Origin of the sequence: Hymenobacter armeniacus (genome assembly GCF_014699055.1) — a bacterium.
GTDB lineage: Bacteria > Bacteroidota > Bacteroidia > Cytophagales > Hymenobacteraceae > Hymenobacter > Hymenobacter armeniacus.
Genome location: NZ_JACXAC010000007.1, coordinates 115,522 through 136,580 on the forward strand (window position 1 = coordinate 115,522; position 21,059 = coordinate 136,580).

Consider the following 21,059-nt stretch of genomic DNA (forward strand, 5'->3'; position numbering starts at 1 on the left):
TATTCTGTAGTCGAACGGTTAAATAAGCAAGTTGAACGATTATTAATTTGGACTGGTCGATAACACTGTCCTAAATTCGCATTGCTTACAGGGGCCACCTGCTCGCGGCGTCGAATTCCCTACCCACCCAACTCTCATGTCTAAAATTCTACTCTTCCTGTTGCTGCTGACCAGCTTCAGCGGTTTTGCCCAGACCAAAACCGTGGTGGTGGCGCAAGACGGCTCCGGCAACTTCCGCACCGTGCAGGCCGCCCTCGACGCCGTGCCGCTCAACAACAAAACGCCCACCGTCATCTTCATCCGCAAGGGCATCTACAAGGAAAAGCTGAACCTGGCCAAGAAGCAAACCTTTGTGAAGCTGAAAGGGGAGGACCTCAACACCACCATCCTCACCTTCGACGACTACAACGGCCGCACCCCCGCCAACGGCGAGCCCCTGGGCACCTCGGAAGCCTCCACGTTCCGGGTGTTCGGCAACGATTTCTCGGCCGAAAACATCACCTTCGAAAACACCGCCGGCACCGTGGGCCAGGGCCCCGCCATGTGGGTGTATGGCGACCGCGCCAAGTTCGTGAACTGCCGCTTCCTGGGCTTCCGCGACACGCTGTACGTGTACGGCTACGGCAGCCGCCAGTACTACAAAAACTGCTACATCGAAGGCACCACCGATTACATTCTGGGCTCGGCCACGGCGTACTTCGAGGAGTGCACGCTGTTTTGCAAAACGGGCGGCACGGTCATCATTGCCGCCTCCACTCCGGACAGCATCCGCTACGGCATCGTGCTGCAGCGCTGCAAGATTGGCGGCGAGGCGCCTCCCCAGTCCTACTTCATCGCCCGCCCCTGGAAGCCCTTTGGCAAAACCGTGCTGCTCAACTGCGAGCTGAGCAACATCATCAAGCCCAAAGGCTGGGACCACTGGGGCAAGGAAAGCAACAAGCAAGACGCCTTTTTTGCCGAGTACAAATCGACCGGCGAAGGCGCGGCCCCCAAGGCCCGCATCCTGTGGAGCCGCCAGCTCACGCCCCAGCAGGCTGCCTTCTACACCCGCGAAGCCGTGCTAGGCAACTGGAACCCGCTGGCCGGCGAGTAGCCGTCATCCGTTGTTTCACAACAGGCCCCGTTGGTGCGCTCCGGCGCATCAGCGGGGCCTGTTGCGTACGGCCTCTCCCACTGGCTGCCTTCTAAAGGCGGGGATGGGTAGGCTACACGGCCACTCGGGCCGAGCCCGTGTGGACGCAAGACGCGCACCGCGGCACAGTAGGAAAAGGAAGCAGAGCCAGCCCCGGGTAGCAAATAGTTAGGAAATAGACAGCGGTGGTTTTGTTGATAAAGTTCAATTTTGATTATCAAAACGGACTGGTGCTGCGCTAGGGCAGGAGTAGCTGATTTTGCGGCTTTACGCGCGTTTTTAGGCAGGATGTGGGAGGCCAGGACTGGTATGGCATCGTTCCCGGCAACGATTGCACAAAAATAGATTGTCCAACTCTTGCTTTTGGCCTGCTTGCCATGAAATATTTATGAAGCAGGACCGGCGCCAACCGCCGAGAACCATCCAAACTCCTCTTTCACTCTTCTCCGCATTGTCCCTTTTGTATGACTGCATTCTCTTCTGCGTTTAGCTTGGCTGGTAAGCGTGCCCTCGTGACGGGCTGCGACCGTGGTATTGGACAAGCCATTGCCCTGGGCCTAGCCGAGGCCGGCGCCGACATCATTGGCGTTTCCATCCACATGCCCAAGGGCGGCGAAACGGAGCTGGCCGTGCAGGCCCTGGGCCGCGAATACAAAGGCTACCAGGCCGATTTTGGCAAGCTGGAAGAGCTGCAGGGCTTCATCAAGCAGGTGCAGGCTGATTTTCCGGTTATCGACATCCTGTTCAACAACGCCGGCATCATCCGCCGCGCGCCGGCCGTCGAACACTCCGACGAGGATTGGGACGCCGTGCTGAGCATCAACCTCGACGCGCCCTTCCGCCTGGCCCGCGCCATCGGCGGCCAGATGCTGCAGAACGGCTCGGGCAAAATCGTGTTCACGGCCTCGCTGCTCACCTTTCAGGGCGGCATCAACGTGCCGGGCTACGCGGCCAGTAAGGGCGGCGTGGGCAGCTTGGTGAAGGCCCTGGCCAACGAGTGGGCCGGCCGCGGCGTGAACGTGAACGCCATTGCGCCCGGCTACGTGGCCACCGACAACACCGCCGCCCTGCGCCAGGACGAAGAGCGCAGCGCCGCCATCCTCTCGCGCATTCCGGCCGGCCGCTGGGCCCTGCCTTCTGATTACGCCGGCCCGGCCGTGTTCCTGGCCTCGGCGGCCAGCGACTACGTGCACGGCACCATCCTCACCGTCGACGGCGGCTGGATGGGGCGGTAAAATCAGTGAACAGTTATCAGTGAACAGTGAGCAATTTTGCTTGATTGTCTTCTGAAAAACTGTTCACTGCTCACTGCTAACTGCTAACTGAAATATGACCCAACGCTTTGCCATCGGTCCCCGCGAAACGGCCACGCTCAACACGAGCGGCATCCGCGAGCATTTCCTGATTTCAACCATCTTCACGCCCGGCGAAATCGAGCTGACCTACACGCACTACGACCGCATGATAGTGGGCGGGGCCCAGCCCACCGGCGCGGCGCTCACGCTGCCCTGCCCCGAGTCGCTGAAGGCCAACTTCTTCTTGGAGCGCCGCGAGCTGGGCGCCCTGAACGTGGGCGGCGCCGGCACCATCACCGTGGACGGCACGGTGTACGAGCTGGGCAACCAGGACTGCCTCTACGTGGGCATGGGCTCGAAAGAAGTGGCTTTTGCCAGCGTCGATGCGGCCCAGCCGGCCAAGTTCTACTTGCTCTCGGCCCCGGCGCACGCGGTGCACCCCACCACGCGCCGCACCCAGGCCGAAGCCACGCCCGTGGAAATGGGCGCCCGGGAAACGGCCAACGAGCGCACCATCTACAAATACATCTACCAGGAAGGCATTCAGAGCTGCCAGCTGGTGATGGGCCTGACCCAGCTGAAAGTGGGCAGCGTGTGGAACACCATGCCGAGCCACACCCACGACCGCCGCATGGAAGCCTACCTCTACTTCAACCTGCCCCAGGGCCAGCGCGTGCTGCACCTGCTGGGCGAGCCCACCGAAACCCGCCCGCTGTGGGTGAGCAACGAGCAGGCCATCCTCTCGCCGCCGTGGTCCATCCACACGGGCTGCGGCTCGAGCCACTACGCCTTCATCTGGGGCATGGCCGGCGAAAACCGCGAATACACCGACATGGACGCCGTGCCGCTCGACGCACTGCGCTAGCAATCTTTTAAAAAAACTCCCACCCCAATTTTTTCACTCATGAAAAAACATTTTCTCCTGGTCTGGCTCCTGTTCTTCGGGAGCATCGGGCTGGCCATGGCCCAAAGCCGCCAAGTGCAGGGCGTCGTGAAGTCGGCGGAGGGCGAAGCCCTCCCGGGCGTGACCGTGCTCGTGGAAGGCACCACCAATGGCGCTTCTACGGGCGTAAACGGCGACTACAGCCTCACGCTTCCTGCCGCCAGCGCCGCCACGGCCAAGCTGCGGTTCAGCTTTGTGGGCTACACCTCGAAAGAAGTAACCGTGGGTGACCAAACCACCATCAACGTAACGCTGGCTGCCGATAGCAAGCAGCTCGAAGACGTGGTGGTGATTGGCTACCAGGAAGTGCAGCGCCGCGACGTCACCGGCTCGGTGTCGTCGGTGAGCGCGCAGCAAATCAAGGACGTGCCCGTAAACTCGGCCGCGGAAGCCCTGACCGGCCGCCTGGCCGGCGTGCAGCTGACCAGCGCCGAAGGCACCCCCGGCAACCTCAACGTGCAGGTGCGCGTGCGGGGCGGCGGCTCCATTACGCAGGACAACTCGCCGCTGTACGTGGTCGACGGTATTCAGATTGAAAACGCGCTGAGCGTGATTGCCCCGCAGGACATTGCCTCGGTCGACGTGCTGAAGGATGCGTCGGCTACGGCCATCTACGGCGCCCGCGGCGCCAACGGCGTTATCATCATCACCACCAAAAAAGGCAGCGAAGGCCGCACGGTGGTGAGCTACAACGGCTTCGTGGGCGTGCGCCGCATTGCCAAGACGCTGAGCGTGCTGCAGCCCCAGGATTACCTGAATTACGAGTACGAGCGTTCGCGCGTGATTGGCAACGTCTCGGGCGGCTTGCCTACGTTCAAGAGCCTCTACGGCAGCACCAACTTCAACAGCGACACGCTGCTGCGCGCCCGCAACGCTCCCTTCGTGAACTGGCAGGACGAGGTGTTTGGCCGCGACGCGTACCAGCAGACGCATAACGTGTCGGTGGCCGGCGGCGCCAAGGGCACCACTTACTCGCTCAGCCTCACGCGCAACGACGAGCAGGGCATTCAGCGCGGCTCGGACTATTCGCGCAATCTGCTCAACTTCCGCTTCGACACCAAGGCCAGCGACAAGTTCCGCATCGGTCTGAATGTCCGCTACAACGACCAGGGCACCTTGGGCGCCGGCACCTCCACCACGGGTTCGAACACTACCTCGCGCCTGCGCAACGCCGTGCAATACCAGCCGCTGCTGGTGCCCCGTCCCGACGGCTTCGTGCCCGACCCGGCCGTGTTCGACTCGGACGTGGCCGACTTCTCGGGCCTGGTGAACCCCATCGTGACCATCGACAACGAGTACCGCAACGACAAGCGCCGCACCATCAACATCGGCGCCAATGCGTCTTATGAGATTGTGAAGGGCCTGACGTTCCGCACCACGGCCGGTTTCGACATCACCGACATCAACCTGGGCACGTTCAACGGCCGGTATTCGCCCACGCTGCGCTCGCCCGCCGGCGGCTACTCCAACCTGCCCTTCGCCACGCTGACAACCACCAAGCAGGCCACGCTCAACAACTCGAACGTGTTGGACTACAGCTTCAAGAGCGGCAAGCACTCGGGCGGCGTGCTGCTGGGCGAAGAAGTGTACCAGCAGCGGGCCGACCAGATTTACATCCAGACCAACTTCCTGCCGCTGGAAATCACGGCCGAGCGGGCACTGGCCAACATCAACCAAGGCGTGATTCCGGCCGGCCAGACGGCCCAGCCCGTGCTGCCCCAAACGAGCATTCCGGCCGACTACCGCCAGCTTTCGGGCTTCGGCCGCCTGACCTACTCGTACGACGACAAGTACCTGTTCACGGGTACCTTCCGCGTCGATGGCTCGTCGAAGTTTCCCCCCGGCAAGAAGCTGGGCTTCTTCCCCGGCGCTTCGGCCGCGTGGCGCATCTCGCGTGAGGAGTTCTTCAAGGACATCCCCACCATCACGGACCTGAAACTGCGCCTGAGCTACGGCCAGGCCGGCAACAACCGCATCAACGACTTCCTTTACAACCAGCTGTTCCAGGCCGGCAGCGCCCCCTATGCGCTGAACCACACCCTGGTGCTGGGCTCGGCGGCTACCGGTCTGGCAAACCCCAACCTCATCTGGGAATCGACCACGACCCGCAACATCGGCATCGACCTGGCCCTGCTCGACAACCGCGTGCAGTTCACGGCTGATGCGTACTACAACACCACCAGCGACCTGCTGCTGAACAAGCCGGTGCCGGCCTTCCTGGGCTACACCACGCAGCTGCAAAACGTGGGCTCGACCTCGAACAAAGGCCTGGAACTGCAGCTGACCGGCAACATCGTCCGCAACGAGAACTTCAGCTGGACGGCCACGGCCAACGCCTCGTTCAACCGCGGCCGCATCGAGAGCCTGGGCGGCGACCAGCAGCAAATTCTCGGCATTACCTCGGGCTGGGGCGGCACCGCCCTCACCCAGGACTACCTGGCCCGCGTGGGCCGGCCCGTGGGCGAGATGTACGGCTACGTGACCGACGGCTACCTGACCGCCAACGACTTCTCGGGCTACGTGCCCCCCACTACGAGCACCAGCAGCATTGCCAACTCGTGGACGCCCCGCACCGACATCAAGTTTGTGGATAACCTCGGCCTCATCGGCGAAACGGCCTACCGCCCGGGCCTGCTGAAGCTGAAGGACCTGAACGGCGACGGCAAGATTGACGCCAACGACCAGACGGTCATCGGCAACGCCAACCCCAAAATGGTGGGCGGCCTGAACCAGCAGTTCACGTTCAAAGGTTTCGACGCCAGCGTGTTCTTGAACTTCGTGCTGGGCAACGACGTGTACAACGCCAATAAGATAGAGTTCACCTCGAACACCGCCAACACGGCCTTCAACAACGTGCTGGGCATCATGGGCAACCGCTACCGCATCATCGAGGCCGACGGCTCGCCCATCACCACCATTGCCCGCCTGAACGAAGTGAACCAGAACGCCAACATCTGGACGCCCACCCGCAACCTAGTGTTCCACTCCTGGGCCGTGGAAGACGGCTCGTTCCTGCGCGTGAACAACATTACCGTGGGCTACACCCTGCCCAAGGCACTGACCGGCCGCGCCAAGATTCAGAGCCTGCGCTTCTACCTCACGGCCAACAACGTGTACACCTTCACCAAATACACGGGCTACGACCCGGAGGTGAACACCCGCCGCGCCACCCCGCTCACGCCGGGCGTGGACTACGCCGCCTACCCCCGCAGCCGCGCCTTGCTCTTCGGCGTGAACCTGTCGCTTTAATTCCCACCCGTTTTTCGCCTCAACTATATGAAATCGTTTCATTCTTTTGGCCGGGTTGCACTGGCCGCGGTGGTCCTGGCCGGTGCTGGCGGGCTGCTGTCTTCGTGCAAAGACTACTTGGAAGTGGAGCCCCTGGCGCTGAACACCACCGAGTACACGTTCAGCAGCGTGAGCGGCGCCACGGCGGCCGTCATTGGCGCCTACGACCCGCTCTCGGGCGACAACGGCTACGGCACGCGCATCAGCATGTACTACCCGTTGGACTCGGACGAGCTGATTGGCTCGGCCGGGGCCGCCGACGGCGCCCGCCGCAGCATTGCCCGCTACACGGCGCTGCCCAACAACACCGAAATCAACAACCCCTGGAACCAACTGTACCAGGGCGTGGAGCGCTCCAACATCTGCATCGACCAGATTCCGAAGATGGCCCTCTACACCGGCGGCAGCGCCACCGACATGGCGGCCCTGAAGCGTCTGCACGGCGAAGCCCTCACGCTGCGCGCCCAATATCTGTTCGAGCTGGTGCGCAACTGGGGCAACGTGCCCGTGCAGTTCACGCCGGCCGTGTCGGGCCAGGATTTCAACCTGCCCAACTCCAACAGCAACGCCACCCTGAAACAACTGGTGGACGACCTGCTGGTGGCCGAAAACCTGCTGCCCTGGCGCTCGCAGGCCGGTGCGGCCAACGAGCGCATCACCAAAGGCGCTGCCAAGGCGCTGCGCGCCCGCATTGCCCTCTACCGCGGCGGCTACTCGCTGCAGGGCAACCAGATGACGCGCCCGGCCGACTACCTCGACTACTACCGCATTGCCCGCCAGGAGTGCCAGGAGCTGATGACCCCCACGGCCCGCCTGGAGCACAACCTGAACCCGAGCTTCCTGGAAGTGTTCAAAAGCATGAACGAGCTGCGCAACGAGAGCTCAAACGAAATCATGTTCCAGGTGGGCATGGGCACGGCCACGGGCGCTTCGGGCAGCAAGCTGGGCTACTACAACGGCCCGCGCCTGCAAAACCCGTCCAGCATCTACGGCTCGACGCAGGGCGCCGTGACCATCGCGCCGCCCTACTTCTACGCGTTTGACTCGACCGACACGCGCCGCGACGTGACCATCACCACCTACGGCATTGCCAGCACCGGCACCTTCCAGATTGGCGTGGCCCTGAACTCGGCCACCGACGGCAAATGGCGCCGCGATTGGCACATCCCGCCCGTGACGGGCTCGGTGAACTACCTCGACTACAACTGGCCCATCATCCGTTTCGCCGACGTGCTGCTCATGTTTGCGGAGGCGGAGAACGAACTCAACAGCGCCCCCACCCAAGCCGCGCAGGACGCCTTCATGGAAGTGCGCACCCGGGGCTTCGGCGGCAACCGCGCCCTGGCTACTTCGACCTTGGCGCAAGCCGGCTTTAGCCTGACCAGCAAGGCCAGCTTCTTCAACGCCATCGTGAACGAGCGGTACATCGAGTTCGGGGGCGAAGGCATCCGCAAGTACGACCTGCTGCGCTGGAACCTGTTCGAAACCAAGATGGCCGAAGTAAAGAACAACATCGAGAAAATGGCCCAGGGCCTGCCTCCCTACCAGAACGTGCCCCTGTACCAGTACTACCGCACGCCCACCGGCCCCTCGCTGGCGGTGCAGCCCATTCAGTGGGTGCGCTCGTTCTACCGGCCTTCGCCCACGCCCAACACGGCCCCGGCCGGCACCACCCGCGTGAACTGGCGCCAGGCCATCGACGCGAGCTACGTGGCCAACACCAAGCCCTCGGGCACGGTGTACACGCTGCCCGGCGCCACCACCAGCGTCACCAGCGTTGGCTCGGGTTTGGCGGCCGAGTACCAGCCCGGCAAAGGCAAGGAGCTGCTGCCCATCCCGCAGGCCACCATCAGCGCCGACCCGGCCCTGAAGCAAAACTTCGGCTACTAAGCATCCTCGGCGGCGGGAACGGAACCGTCCGGGCCCGCCGCCGGGAAATTTCCCCTCTCCGGTTACACCATGCTTCGACTATTGCTGCTTTTGAGCGGGCTGGCGGTTACGGCCGTGGGCACCTCGTGCGCCCGCCAAACGCTCACCGCCGAGACCGTGAGCACCCCCGGCGCCGACCCCGCCACCACGGCCAACCCCGTGGCGCAGCCCCAGGCCGCGCTGCAGGATAGCACGGCCGAAAAAATGCTGGTGTACCAACGCGCCGTGGGCGGCTGGCCCAAGGCCGTGGGCAGCGCCAAGGTGGACTACAAGCACCCCATGAGCGCCGCCGACCGCGCCCGCACGCTGGCCGATAAAAACCGCAACGACGCCACGATTGACAACAACGCGACCTCGCGCGAAATCATCTACCTGGCCCAGGCCTACCAGAAGACCAACAACCCGGCCTACCGCCAGGGCGCCGAAAACGGCATTCGCTACCTGCTGAAAATGCAGTACGCCAACGGCGGCTTTCCGCAGTACTACCCCGATTTCAGCAACTACCGCCACCAGATTACCTACAACGACAACGCCATGGTGCGCGTGCTGCAGGTGCTGCGCGAAGTAGGGCAGCAAAAGGCCCCGTACAACGGCCTCGACGCGGCGCTGGTGCCCCAGGCCAAGGCCGCCGTGGAGCGCGGCATCGACTGCATCCTGAAAACGCAGTACGTGCGCCAGGGCCAGCCCACGGCCTGGTGCGCGCAGTACGACGAGAAAACCCTGCAGCCCGCCAAAGCCCGCGCCTTCGAACTGGCCTCGCTGAGCGGCGACGAATCGGTGGAAATCGTGCGCTTTCTGATGGGCGTGGAGAAGCCCTCGCCGGCCGTGCGCAAGTCCATCGAAAGCGCCGTGGCCTGGTTCCAGAAAGTGAAGCTGACCGGCTACACCATGAAGGAAATAGCGGCCCCCGGCGAGCCGACCGGCCGCGACCGGGTGATAGTGCCCGAAGCCGGCGCCACCCTCTGGGCCCGGTTTTACGAGCTCGATACCGACCGCCCAATTTACGTGGGGCGCGACAGCAAGGTGCACTACCAGCTCAGCGAGATTGAAAACGAGCGGCGCGCCGGCTACCTCTACGCCGGCACTTGGCCCGCGAAACTCCTCGAAAAGGATTATCCCGCTTGGCAGAAACGGGTGAGTACGGGAGAGAAGCCCTAAAGCGCGGCCCTAGCTTCGTTACGCCCTATTTATTCACTCCGTCTTTATTCCATTTCCATTCCGATGGACACTTTGAATCAACCGCTGGCTTTGGCCGCCCCGGCTTCGGGTGGCGCCGCCGTGGCCTGGCCCGCCCAGAACCTGTTTGACCTGCCCGAGAAGGTGCTGCAATTCGGCACCGGCGTGCTGCTGCGCGGCCTGCCCGATTTTATGATTGACGAGGCCAACCGGCAGGGCGTGTTCAACGGCCGCGTGGTGGTGGTGAAAAGCACCGACGGTGGCGACGCCACGGCGTTTGAGCGCCAGAACGGCCTCTACACCGTGTGCGTGCGCGGCGTGGAAGACGGCAAGCCGGTGGAAGAAAACGTGGTGTGCGCCAGCATCAGCCGCGTGCTCTCGGCCAAAAGCCAGTGGGCCGAAGTGCTAAAGTTTGCCGCCAGCCCCGACCTGCAGGTGGTGATTTCCAACACCACCGAAGTGGGCATTCAGTTGGTGAACGAAGACATTCACCTCACGCCGCCTTCGTCGTTTCCGGGCAAGCTGCTGGCCGTGCTCTACGCGCGCTTCCAAGCCTTCCAGGGCGACGTGAGTTGCGGGCTGGTGATTGTGCCCACCGAGCTGATTCCGGACAACGGCCGCAAACTGGAAGCCATTGTGCTGGAGCTGGCCCACCGCAACGACTTGGGCAGCGCCTTCATCGATTGGCTCGAAGCCGCCAACCATTTCTGCAACACGCTGGTCGACCGCATTGTGCCCGGCCGCCCCGAGCCGGCCCTCTATGCCCAGTTGCAAGAGGAGCTGGGCTACCAAGACGAGCTGCTGACCATGAGCGAAGCCTATGCGCTCTGGGCCATTGAAGGCGGCGAAAAAGTGCGCGAGGTGCTCTCGTTCCACTCCGCGGCCAAGGGCGTGGTCATCCGGCCCGACATTACCCTGTTCCGCGAGCTGAAGCTGCGCCTGCTCAACGGCACGCACACGCTGAGCTATGCCCTGGCCCACTTGGTGGGCTGCACCACCGTGCGCGAAGCCCTCGACAACGACGACCTGGCGCGCTTCATTCACAACCTGATGCTGGCCGATTTGCTGCCCGGCATCCCGTACCAGGTAGACGAGAAAGTGGGCCAGCGCTTCGGCACGCAGGTGCTCGACCGCTTCCGCAACCCCTATCTGGAGCACCGCTGGCTGGCCATTGCCATGCAGGGCACCGCCAAGATGCAAATGCGCAACGTGCCCACGCTGCTGCACTACTACCAGACGCACCACGCCGTGCCGCACTACATGGCGCTGGGCTTTGCGGCCTACCTGCTGTTCATGCGCAACACGGCCTCGGCGCCCGGTGTGGGCCAGGGCGAAGCCAACGGCGAGCCTTACACCATCACCGACGACCGCGCCGGCTACTTTGCCGACCTGTGGGCCCGCCTCTCGCCCGAGGAGCTGACCACCACGGCTCTGCGCAACACCGTGCTGTGGGGCCACGACCTCACCCGCCTGCCCGGCTTCGCCGAAGCCGTGACCCATTACCTGGACCAGCTGCTGGACGGGGGCGCCTCCGAAACCCTGGCCGCGTTTTTCACCAAGAAAACAGCCTTAGCTAATTAGTATTGGCCGTTTTGAGTCTGATTGCTATGAAACACCAAGTTGCCCGCATCCACCCTGCCGATAACGTCCTCGTTGCCCTCGTCGACCTGCCCGTTGGCACCGAAGTGCCTTGGGAAGGCGGCTACGTGACCACCGCCGAAGCCATTCCGGCCAAGCACAAGCTCGCGCCCCTGGGCCTGAGCCCGGGCGAGCCCGTGACGATGTACGGCGTGTTGGTGGGCAAAGCCAAGGAGGCCATTCGCCCCGGCGGCCGCCTCACCACGGCCAACATGCAGCACGCCACCAACAGCTACGACGAGCACGGCCACCAGCGCGCCGCCTGGCAGGCCCCCGACGTATCGGCTTGGCAAGACCGCACTTTCCTGGGCTACCACCGCGCCGACGGCCGCGTGGGCACCGCCAACTACTGGCTGGTGATTCCGCTGGTATTCTGCGAAAACCGCAACATCCAGGTGCTGAAAGACGCCCTGATTACCGACCTCGGCTACGAGCGCCGCAAAAACTACCAGCCCGAAACCCGCAAGCTGCTCAGCCTGCTGCAGGCCGGCAAGTCGGTAGGAGAAATCCTGAGCGCCGACCTGGCCGCCGGGGAGGACGTGGCCCAGAGCTCGCGCCCGTTCCCGAACGTGGACGGCATCCGCTTCCTGTCGCACGAAGGCGGCTGCGGCGGCATCCGGCAGGATGCCCAGACGCTGTGCGGCCTGCTGGCCGGCTACATCACGCACCCCAACGTGGCCGGCGCCACGGTGCTCAGCCTGGGCTGCCAAAACGCCCAGGCCAGCATGCTGCAGGAGGAAATCGCCAAGCGCGACCCCAACTTCAGCAAGCCCCTCTACATCCTCGACCAGCAGAAGCTTGGCACCGAGGAAAACCTCATCAGCACGGCCCTGCGCCAAACCTTCGCGGGCTTGATGATTGCCAACCAAGCCCGCCGCGAGCCCGCGCCGCTCAAGGCCCTGAACATTGGCCTGGAGTGCGGCGGCTCCGACGGCTTCTCCGGCATCTCGGCCAACCCGGCCCTGGGCCACGTATCCGACATGCTGGTGGCGCTGGGCGGCTCGGTTATTCTGGCGGAGTTCCCGGAGCTGTGCGGCGTGGAGCAGGAGTTGGTGGACCGCAGCGTGGAGCCCGCCGTGGCCGAGCGGTTCAGCAGCCTGATGAAGGCCTACGGCGACTCGGCCGTGGCCGTGGGCTCGGGCTTCGACATGAACCCCTCGCCCGGCAACATCCGCGACGGCCTGATTACGGACGCCATGAAATCGGCCGGCGCGGCCCGCAAGGGCGGTTCCTCGCCCGTGGTGGCCGTGCTCGACTACCCGGAACCCGTGACCAAGCCCGGCCTGAACCTGCTCTGCACCCCCGGCAACGACGTGGAATCGACCACGGCCGAAGTGGGCTCGGGGGCCAACATCGTGCTGTTCACCACCGGCCTGGGCACGCCCACCGGCAACCCCATCGCGCCGGTCATCAAGGTGGCCAGCAACACGGCCCTCGCCAAGCGCATGCCCGACATCATCGACGTGAACACCGGAACGGTGATTGACGGCGAGGAAACCATTGAGCAGGCCGGCGAGCGCATTCTCGACTACGTTATCCGGGTGGCCAGCGGCGAGGAAGTGGCCGCCGTGCGCCACGACCAAACCGACTTCATTCCGTGGAAGCGCGGGGTGAGCTTGTAGGCTGGTCATATGCTCCGTCTGTCATCCTGAGCGCAGCGAAGGACCTTATCAAGCCAGAACGATTTGCTCCAACGTGATAAGGTCCTTCGCTACGCTCAGGATGACAAATGCAATTTTTTTACGCAACCGTTTTCGCTAATAAATAGCCAAATCAGGAGGCTGCATGAAGGTTGGCGCTGTATTGACAGACTACCTTCGAATCCTGAAATAGTAGCACCTACCCGGGCGTCGTCCGGGCATCTTTAGTTGACTATGAAGCCATTTCTTTCCGACGATTTCCTGCTGCAAACGGCCACGGCCAGCACGCTCTACCACGAGTATGCCAAGCAGATGCCCATCATCGATTATCACAACCACCTGCTGCCCGACCAGATAGCCGAGGACAAGCAGTTCGACAACATCACGCAAATCTGGCTCTACGGCGACCACTACAAGTGGCGCGCCATGCGGGCCAACGGCATTCCCGAGCGCTACATCACCGGCGACGCCTCGGACTGGGAGAAGTTTGAGAAATGGGCCGAAACCGTGCCCTACACCCTGCGCAACCCGCTCTACCACTGGACGCACCTGGAGCTGCGCCGCTACTTCGGCATCACCGAGCTGTTGAACAAGGACAGCGCCCGCCGCATCTACGACGAGTGCAACGCCAAGCTGCAAACCCCGGAGTTTTCGGTGCAGGGCCTGCTGCGCAAGATGAACGTGGAGACCCTGTGCACCACCGACGACCCCGCCGACGCGCTGGAGCACCACCAAGCCCTGGCCGCGTCGGGCTTTGCCGTGAACGTGCTGCCCACTTTCCGCGCCGACAAGGCGATGGCGCCGGAGTCGGCCGCTGCTTACAACCAGTACCTCGACAAGCTGGGCGCGGCGGCCGAAGTGGACATCCGCACCTTTGCCGACCTGGAAAAAGCCCTGCGCCTGCGCCATGATTTCTTCGCCAGCGTGGGCTGCCGCCTGTCGGACCACGGCCTGGAGCAGATTTATGCCGCCGACTACACCGAAGCAGAAATCGACGCCATTTTCTCGAAGGTGCGCGGCGGTGTCGAGCTGACCGCCGATGAGGTGCTGAAATTCAAATCGGCCATGCTGGTGCTGCTGGCCGTGCTGGACTGGGAGAAAGGCTGGACGCAGCAGTACCACATCGGTGCCCTGCGCAACAACAACTCGCGCATGCTGCGCGAACTAGGTCCCGACACGGGCTGGGACAGCATCGGCGATTTCTCGCAGGGCCGCGCCCTGAGCTCCTTCCTCGACCGCCTCGACGGGCAGGATAAGCTGGCGAAAACCATCATCTACAACCTCAACCCGGCCGACAACGAGCTGATTGCCACGATGATTGGCAATTTCAACGACGGTTCGGTGGCGGGCAAAATTCAGTTCGGCTCCGGCTGGTGGTTCCTCGACCAGAAGGACGGCATGGAGAAGCAGCTCAACGCCCTAAGCAACATGGGCCTGCTCTCGCGTTTCGTGGGCATGCTCACCGACTCGCGCAGCTTCCTCTCGTACCCGCGCCACGAGTATTTCCGCCGCGTGCTCTGCAACCTGCTGGGCAACGACGTGGAAAACGGCGAGCTGCCTGCGGATATGGATTTGCTGGGCCGCATGGTGCAAAACATCTGCTACGGCAACGCCAAGGAGTACTTTGGCTTTGGCAAAGTGGTGGAAGCCGCGGCCGTAACGGCGTAGAGACGCAACATGTTGCGTCTCGTCGTTGAACGACCAGCGCCGCGCCGAACCACGCATCACACATAAACTTCAGCAACGACGAGACGCAACATGTTGCGTCTCTACCTCGTTCCAAAATCCCGAAGAATGAAGCAAGTTGTCACGTTCGGCGAAATCATGATGCGGCTGTCGCCGCCGCTGAACTACCGGTTCGCCCAAACGCAAAGCCTCGAAATTACCTACGGCGGCGGCGACGCCAACGTGGGCGCCTCGCTGGCTGGTTTTGGGGTGCCGGCCGCCCACGTCACCTGCTTTCCGGCCAACGACCTGGGCCACGCCGCGGCCCAGCAGTTTCGGGCCCTGGGCGTGAATATGGACGCTACTGTGTACCAGGGCGACCGCCTCGGGCTGTATTTTCTGGAAGTGGGGGCGGGGATGCGCCCCAGCAAGGTGGTATACGACCGCGCCAACTCGGCCTTTGCCCACCTCGACCCGGCTGCGTTCAACTGGGATGAAATCCTGAAAGATGCCGGTTGGCTGCACTGGACGGGCATCACGCCCGCCATTTCGGCCAGCTCGGCCGAGGCCACGCGCCAGGCCATTGCCGCCGCCCGCCGCCTGGGCATCACCGTGTCGGCCGACGTGAACTACCGCCGCAACCTGTGGCAGTACGGCCAAACGGCCCAGTCCGTGATGTCGGAGCTGGTGGAGGGTTGCGACATTGTGGTGTGCTCCGAAAACGACGCCGACGACCTGTTCGGCATCGTGCCCGAGCCCGGCACCGATAATAAATTCGTGTCGGTGGCCCGGCAGGTGATGGCGCGGTTTCCGCAAATCAAGCAAGTCATCACCACGCGCCGCAAAACGCACAGCGCCTCGCACAACGGCCTGAAAGGCATTTACTACGACGGCCAACAGTTTCTCGAAACCGTCACTTACGACATCAACCCCATCGTCGACCGCATTGGTGGGGGCGACGCCTTCATGGCCGGCTTCATCTACGGCTCGCTGGCGTACACCAACCCCCAGCAGGCGCTTACCTTCGGCGTAGCGGCTTCGGCCCTAAAGCACACCGTGCACGGCGACGTGAACCTGGTGACGGTAGCCGAGGTGGAAGAAATCATGAAAGGCAACACCAGCGGCCGCCTGCTGCGCTGATTTAAAGCATTAAGAAAAAGAACGTCATGCTGAACGCAGTCGAAGCATCTCTACTGCGCAAGTAAATCAGTAAGTATCGAGGTAGAGATGCTTCGACTGCGTTCAGCATGACGTTCTTGTTAATTGTTCTGATTTAAAAGCCAATGCCCCGACACTCCGCCGACGAAACCCTTGCCACGCTGCTCCGTTACCCCGTGGTGCCCGTGTTCTACCACGCCGACGTGGCCTATGCCCAGCGCATTCTGCAGGCCTGCTACGCCGGCGGCATTCGCGTGTTTGAGTTTGTGAATCGGGGCGAGAAGGCGCTGGAAGTGTTTGAGCAGCTGCAGGCCTTCGTGGCCGAGCAGTGCCCGGAGATGATTCTGGGCATTGGCACCATTTACAAGGCCGAAGAAGCCGCGCAGTTCATTGCCGCCGGCGCCGAGTTTGTGGTGCAGCCCGTGGCCACCGCCGAGGTGGCCGACGTGTGCCGCACCCGCAACATTCCGTGGCTGCCCGGCGCCATGACGCCCACCGAAATCTACCACGCCAGCCAGTTCGGCGCGGCCGTGGTGAAGATTTTCCCCGGCAACGTGGTGGGCCCCGACTACGTGAAGGCCCTGCGCGGCCCCATGCCCCACATCAAGCTCATGGTGACGGGCGGCGTGGAGCCCACCGAGGCCAGCCTCAGCGCTTGGTTTGGCGCCGGGGTGAATGCCGTGGGCATGGGCTCGCAGCTCTTCAAAAATGCCGACGACCCCGCGGCCCTCTCGGCCAGCATCGGCCAGCTGATGCAGGTGGTCGACGCCCTGAAAAAATAGTTTCCGGTGGCGCGTTGAGCGCGCCACCGGGTAGTTTCCGAGTAGTGCCCTGGTTTCAAATTCCCGAACTCGATGAATCCAACTTCCGCTCAGGCGCCGCCTGAATCTCCACTGGCCACGGCCAACGCCGTGATGGGCAAATTTCGCTGGACCATTTGCGCCCTGGTGTTTTTTGCCACCACCATCAACTACCTCGACCGGGCCGTTATCTCGCTGCTGAAGCCCTACCTCGAAACGGAGTTCCACTGGAACGCGGGCGACTACGCCAACATCGAAATTGCCTTCAAGCTGGCCTATGCCGTGGGCATGGTGGGCGCCGGCCGCATCATCGACAAGCTGGGCACCAAGCTGGGCTACGCCCTGTCTACGGCCCTGTGGAGCGTGGCGGCTATGGGCCACGCCTTGGTGAGCAGCACGTTTGGCTTCGGCATTGCGCGCGGCTTTTTGGGGATTACGGAGGCCGGCAACTTCCCGGCCGCCATCAAAACCACGGCCGAGTGGTTTCCGCAGCGGGAGCGGGCCCTGGCCACGGGCATCTTCAATTCGGGCTCCAACGTGGGCGCCATCGTGGCGCCGCTCACCGTGCCGCTGATTGCCGAAACCATTGGCTGGAAGTGGGCCTTCCTCATCACGGGCGCGCTGGGTTTTGTGTGGCTGGTGCTCTGGATGTATTTCTACGAAACGCCGGCCAAGCACGCGCGGCTGTCGAAGGCTGAGTTTGACTACATCAACGCCGACATTCCCGTGGGCTTGCCCGAGGAAGGCGTGACCGAGGAAAAGCCGAAGGCGTCGTGGGGCAAGTTGCTCACCTTCCGCCAAACCTGGGCCTTCGTCATTGGCAAGTTCCTCACCGACCCCATCTGGTGGTTCTACCTGTTCTGGTTGCCCGATTTCCTGGGCAAGCAATACGGCCTGAAGGGCACCGACATTGCCCTGCCGGTGGCGGCCGTGTACATTCTGTCGAGCATCGGCAGCGTGGGCGGTGGCTACTTGCCGCTGGGCTTCATCCGGCGCGGCATGCCGGCGTTTCAGGCCCGCAAAACGGCCATGCTGGTCATTGCTTTCTGCGTGTTTCCCATCGTGTTTGCGCAGTGGCTGGGCGGCCTGAACATGTGGCTGGCGGTGCTGGTCATCGGCATCGCGGCAGCGGCCCACCAGGCGTGGAGCGCCAACATCTTCACCACCGTGTCGGACATGTTTCCGAAGCGGGCCGTGGGTTCGGTGACGGGTATCGGCGGGATGGCGGGCGGCCTGGGCGGCATTGCCCTCACCGCCCTGGTGCAGAAGCGCATGTTTGTGCACTTCGAGAGCATCGGGCAAATTGACAAGGCCTACTACATCATGTTCTTCATCTGCGGTGCGGCCTATCTGCTGGCCTGGGTGCTGATGTTCACGCTGGTGCCGCGCATGGAGCCCATCAAGCTCGACGACGAATAACAATCTCGCCGGCCCGGCGCGGTACCGAGAAGTGCCGCGCCGCGTTGGCTTCCCATCAACCTCATTTCGGATATGAAAACGCGGCCTTTGCTGCTGGCACTCCTGCTGGCCCTGCCTTTGTTTGCCCTTGCCCAAGCACCCAGCCCCAAAGCTGCGGCCCTGGTAAAGGAGATTGAAGCCCTGGAGCGTCAGCGCTTTGAGGCGCAGGTGAAGAAGGATTATGCCCTCCTCGAAAAAGCTTTTGCCGATGACTTGGTGTACACGCACGGCGACGGCCACGAAAACACCAAGGCCGAGTACATCCAAAGCATCAAGGACGGCAAAAGCCAATACGGGAAAATTGAGGTCGAAAAACTGAACGTGCGCACCTACAACGACGGCAAAACGGCCGTTGTGAACGGTTCCATCTTCATCACCTCGCCCCCCAAGCCCGATGGCAGCACCAGCGTGTCGCACCTCAAGTACGTAGTGGTGCAGGTGAAGAACAAGCAAGGCTGGCAGGTGGTGCTGTGGCAGTCGCAAAAGCAAGCCAGTTAAGGCCAGTGAACAGTTAACAGTGAGCAGTTAACAATCGAAACCATCAAGAAAAAACAACCTGTTAACTGCTCACTGTTAACTGTCAACTGACTTCCATGTCCCAAGCCCAAGCCACCGAAAACACGCTTGCCACGCCCGTTGGCACCACCCTGGAGCGCTACATCAAGCGCAAAGAAGCCGAATTTGCCTACGCCACCGGCGAACTGAGCCAGCTGCTGCGCGACATCGCGCTGGCCGGCAAAATCGTGAACCGCGAAGTGAACCGCGCGGGCCTGTCGCGCATCACCGGGGCCATGGGCGAGAAAAACGTGCAGGGCGAGCACCAGCAAAAGCTCGACATGGAAGCCAATATCCGCTTTATTCGGGCCCTCACCAACGGCGGCGAAGCCTGCGCCGTGCTCTCGGAAGAAGACGAGCACATCATCGAAACGGGCAATACCCACGGCAAGTACGTGGTGGCCATCGACCCGCTCGACGGCTCTTCGAACATTGATGTGAACGTGAGCATTGGCACCATTTTCAGCATCTACCGGCGCGTGTCGCGCATTGGCGGGCCGGCCCGCAAGGAGGACTTTTTGCAGGGCGGCCGGGCCCAGGTGGCGGCGGGCTACATCCTGTACGGCTCCAGCACCATGCTGGTGTACACCACGGGGCACGGCGTGGCGGGCTTCACCTACGAAAACTCGCTGGGCGAATTCTTCCTCTCGCACCCCGATATCAAGATTCCGCGCCAGGGGCCGGTGTTTTCCTGCAACGAGGGCAACTGGTTCGACTACCCGGAGTTTGTGCGCACCTTCCTCACCACTTGCAAGGAGCGCCGCCTCACGGCCCGCTACGTGGGCTCGCTGGTGGCCGACTACCACCGCAACCTGTTCACGGGCGGCATCTACCTCTACCCGCCCACTGTGGCCAAGCCCGAAGGCAAGCTGCGCCTGCTCTACGAAGGCTATCCGCTGGCCTTCCTCATCGAGCAAGCCGGCGGCATGGCCGTGACCGGCGCCGACGTGGTGCTCGACGTGCACCCCACTTCCGACCTGCACCAGCGCGCGCCGCTGTTCGTGGGCTCTGCCGATTTGGTGCAGGAGCTGCAGGCCGTGGCCGCGCAGTAGGGGAGGCGCAGGCGGCTATTTCCGAAAATCCCAGGCCGCGGGCGCTTCCAGTAACTCGTTTTGCCACAGCAGTTGCTCGGCCCGAATGGGGTAGGGGGCGTTGTGCCGAATGGTCTGGTGGACGGCGTCGAACAGGCCGAGGTAGTTGCCGGGCGCCGCGGCGTCGGGCCGGGTTGCCAGCTTGCCGTCGGGGCCGGCCACGGTGAGGCGGGCTTCTTCCCCGGGCTTTTCGCGGCCGTAGTCGGGGGCCAGCGGCGACACACCAGCCAGCAGCTGGGCTTCCTGCGGGTCGGTGCGGCCTTTTTGGTAGCTGCCGTGGGTGCCGTGGAGCACGTAGGCCGGAACGGGGTCGGCAATGAGCAGGCCGGAGCTCAGCCACACGTTGAGGCCCTGCGGGTAGCGCAGGTGCAGCGAGAAGTAGTCGTCGACCTGCGTGCCGGCGCGGTAGTGGCCCGCGGTTTTATGGAAGCTCAACGGCTGGCCAAACAGGCCGATGGCCTGGTCGATGAGGTGGGGGCCTAAGTCGTAGAGCAGGCCGCTGCCGGGCAGCACTTCCTCCTTGAATTTCTTGGGGTTGAGGGCCTGCTTGTAGCGGTCGAATCGGAAATGCACTTCGATGAGCTGGCCCAACTGGCCGCTTTCCACCACGCGGCGCACGGCGCCAAAGTCGGTATCCCAGCGGCGGTTGTGGTAGGCCAGCAAGTGGCGGCCGGCCTGTTGGGCCAATGCCAGCAGCTCCTGCAGCTGTGCCACGGACGTGGCCACGGGCTTTTCGAGCAGCACGTGCTTGCCGGCGCGCAGGGCCTGGCTGGCCAGGTCGAAGTGGGTATTGCTGGGCGTGTTCACCACCACCAGCTCCAGGCTGGGGTCGGCCAGCAGCTCGGCCACGCTGGGGTAGCTGCGGATGCCGGGGTAGTCGCGGTGCATGCGCTGCTCGGTGCGCTCGGCCACCCCCACGAGGTCGAAGCCGGCGTGGGCCGAAAGGAAGGGGGCCTGAAAAAGCTTGCCCGACATGCCGTAAGCCAGCAGGGCGGTGCGAATGGGGGCGGTGCTCATACGCCAAATGTAAAGCGCAGTGCCGGCAACCGATGGTACTTGGTCCAGACTCGAAACCCCGGAAGCCGCCGCCCGGCCCTACCAGCTTGCCGCGGCCAAAAGTGAACTATGGCAAGGACGTGACACTGGCGAATGCAAGTGGAAGCGTTGATAATCAGTGAATATTGGTGGTTGGCGTAATTGGGTAGTAGATTGATTTTTTGATTCTGCCTAACTTGTACCGGGTTTTTGTGGGCAAGCCCGGGCACTATCCTCCGTGCCAGGTGTTTGCGTT

Annotated in this window: 15 protein-coding genes; 14 read left to right on the top strand and 1 reads right to left on the bottom strand. The window is 63.0% G+C overall.

Features of this window, described 5'->3' with window-relative positions:
• The first annotated feature begins 136 nt into the window (after window positions 1–136).
• The 14 genes from IC234_RS20470 (at window position 137) to fbp (ending at window position 19,729) form a co-directional block, all read left to right on the top strand.
• Entirely contained in the window at window positions 137–1,093 is a 957-nt protein-coding gene (locus tag IC234_RS20470) for a pectinesterase family protein (protein WP_190928379.1), read from the top strand.
• 503 nt (window positions 1,094–1,596) lie between these two features.
• A complete protein-coding gene (locus IC234_RS20475) occupies window positions 1,597–2,367 on the top strand; it encodes an SDR family oxidoreductase (protein ID WP_190928381.1) in 771 nt (256 codons plus the stop codon).
• A 94-nt stretch (window positions 2,368–2,461) separates the two neighbouring features.
• Window positions 2,462–3,292: a 5-dehydro-4-deoxy-D-glucuronate isomerase gene (gene kduI / locus IC234_RS20480; protein WP_190928383.1), complete on the top strand. Its 831-nt coding sequence runs from the start codon at window positions 2,462–2,464 to the stop codon at window positions 3,290–3,292.
• Between the two features lie 39 nt (window positions 3,293–3,331).
• Window positions 3,332–6,619 carry a SusC/RagA family TonB-linked outer membrane protein gene (locus tag IC234_RS20485; protein ID WP_190928385.1) on the top strand — a complete coding sequence of 1,096 codons (3,288 nt, stop codon included), beginning with the start codon at window positions 3,332–3,334 and terminating at the stop codon, window positions 6,617–6,619.
• A 27-nt stretch (window positions 6,620–6,646) separates the two neighbouring features.
• On the top strand, window positions 6,647–8,548 hold the full coding sequence (locus IC234_RS20490) for a RagB/SusD family nutrient uptake outer membrane protein (protein WP_190928387.1): 1,902 nt from the start codon (window positions 6,647–6,649) through the stop codon (window positions 8,546–8,548).
• A 69-nt stretch (window positions 8,549–8,617) separates the two neighbouring features.
• Complete coding sequence (pelA, locus tag IC234_RS20495; RefSeq protein ID WP_223827818.1) at window positions 8,618–9,745, top strand: pectate lyase; 1,128 nt, start codon at window positions 8,618–8,620, stop codon at window positions 9,743–9,745.
• 63 nt (window positions 9,746–9,808) lie between these two features.
• Window positions 9,809–11,344: a tagaturonate reductase gene (locus tag IC234_RS20500; protein ID WP_190928389.1), complete on the top strand. Its 1,536-nt coding sequence runs from the start codon at window positions 9,809–9,811 to the stop codon at window positions 11,342–11,344.
• 26 nt (window positions 11,345–11,370) lie between these two features.
• Complete coding sequence (locus tag IC234_RS20505) at window positions 11,371–13,023, top strand: UxaA family hydrolase (protein WP_190928391.1); 1,653 nt, start codon at window positions 11,371–11,373, stop codon at window positions 13,021–13,023.
• 252 nt (window positions 13,024–13,275) lie between these two features.
• Complete coding sequence (gene uxaC, locus IC234_RS20510; protein ID WP_190928393.1) at window positions 13,276–14,709, top strand: glucuronate isomerase; 1,434 nt, start codon at window positions 13,276–13,278, stop codon at window positions 14,707–14,709.
• Between the two features lie 126 nt (window positions 14,710–14,835).
• Complete coding sequence (locus IC234_RS20515) at window positions 14,836–15,846, top strand: sugar kinase (RefSeq protein ID WP_190928395.1); 1,011 nt, start codon at window positions 14,836–14,838, stop codon at window positions 15,844–15,846.
• 143 nt (window positions 15,847–15,989) lie between these two features.
• Window positions 15,990–16,646 carry a beta/alpha barrel domain-containing protein gene (locus tag IC234_RS20520; RefSeq protein WP_190928397.1) on the top strand — a complete coding sequence of 219 codons (657 nt, stop codon included), beginning with the start codon at window positions 15,990–15,992 and terminating at the stop codon, window positions 16,644–16,646.
• 72 nt (window positions 16,647–16,718) lie between these two features.
• Window positions 16,719–18,083: an MFS transporter gene (locus IC234_RS20525; RefSeq protein ID WP_190928399.1), complete on the top strand. Its 1,365-nt coding sequence runs from the start codon at window positions 16,719–16,721 to the stop codon at window positions 18,081–18,083.
• A gap of 72 nt (window positions 18,084–18,155) precedes the next feature.
• Entirely contained in the window at window positions 18,156–18,620 is a 465-nt protein-coding gene (locus IC234_RS20530) for a nuclear transport factor 2 family protein (RefSeq protein ID WP_190928401.1), read from the top strand.
• Between the two features lie 95 nt (window positions 18,621–18,715).
• Window positions 18,716–19,729 carry a class 1 fructose-bisphosphatase gene (fbp, locus tag IC234_RS20535; RefSeq protein ID WP_190928403.1) on the top strand — a complete coding sequence of 338 codons (1,014 nt, stop codon included), beginning with the start codon at window positions 18,716–18,718 and terminating at the stop codon, window positions 19,727–19,729.
• Between the two features lie 15 nt (window positions 19,730–19,744).
• Here fbp and IC234_RS20540 read toward each other — a convergent pair whose 3' ends face one another.
• The gene (locus tag IC234_RS20540) at window positions 19,745–20,785 is read right to left on the bottom strand and encodes a Gfo/Idh/MocA family oxidoreductase (RefSeq protein ID WP_190928405.1); all 1,041 of its coding nucleotides are present in this window, start codon (window positions 20,783–20,785) and stop codon (window positions 19,745–19,747) included.
• Window positions 20,786–21,059: the final 274 nt, after the last annotated feature.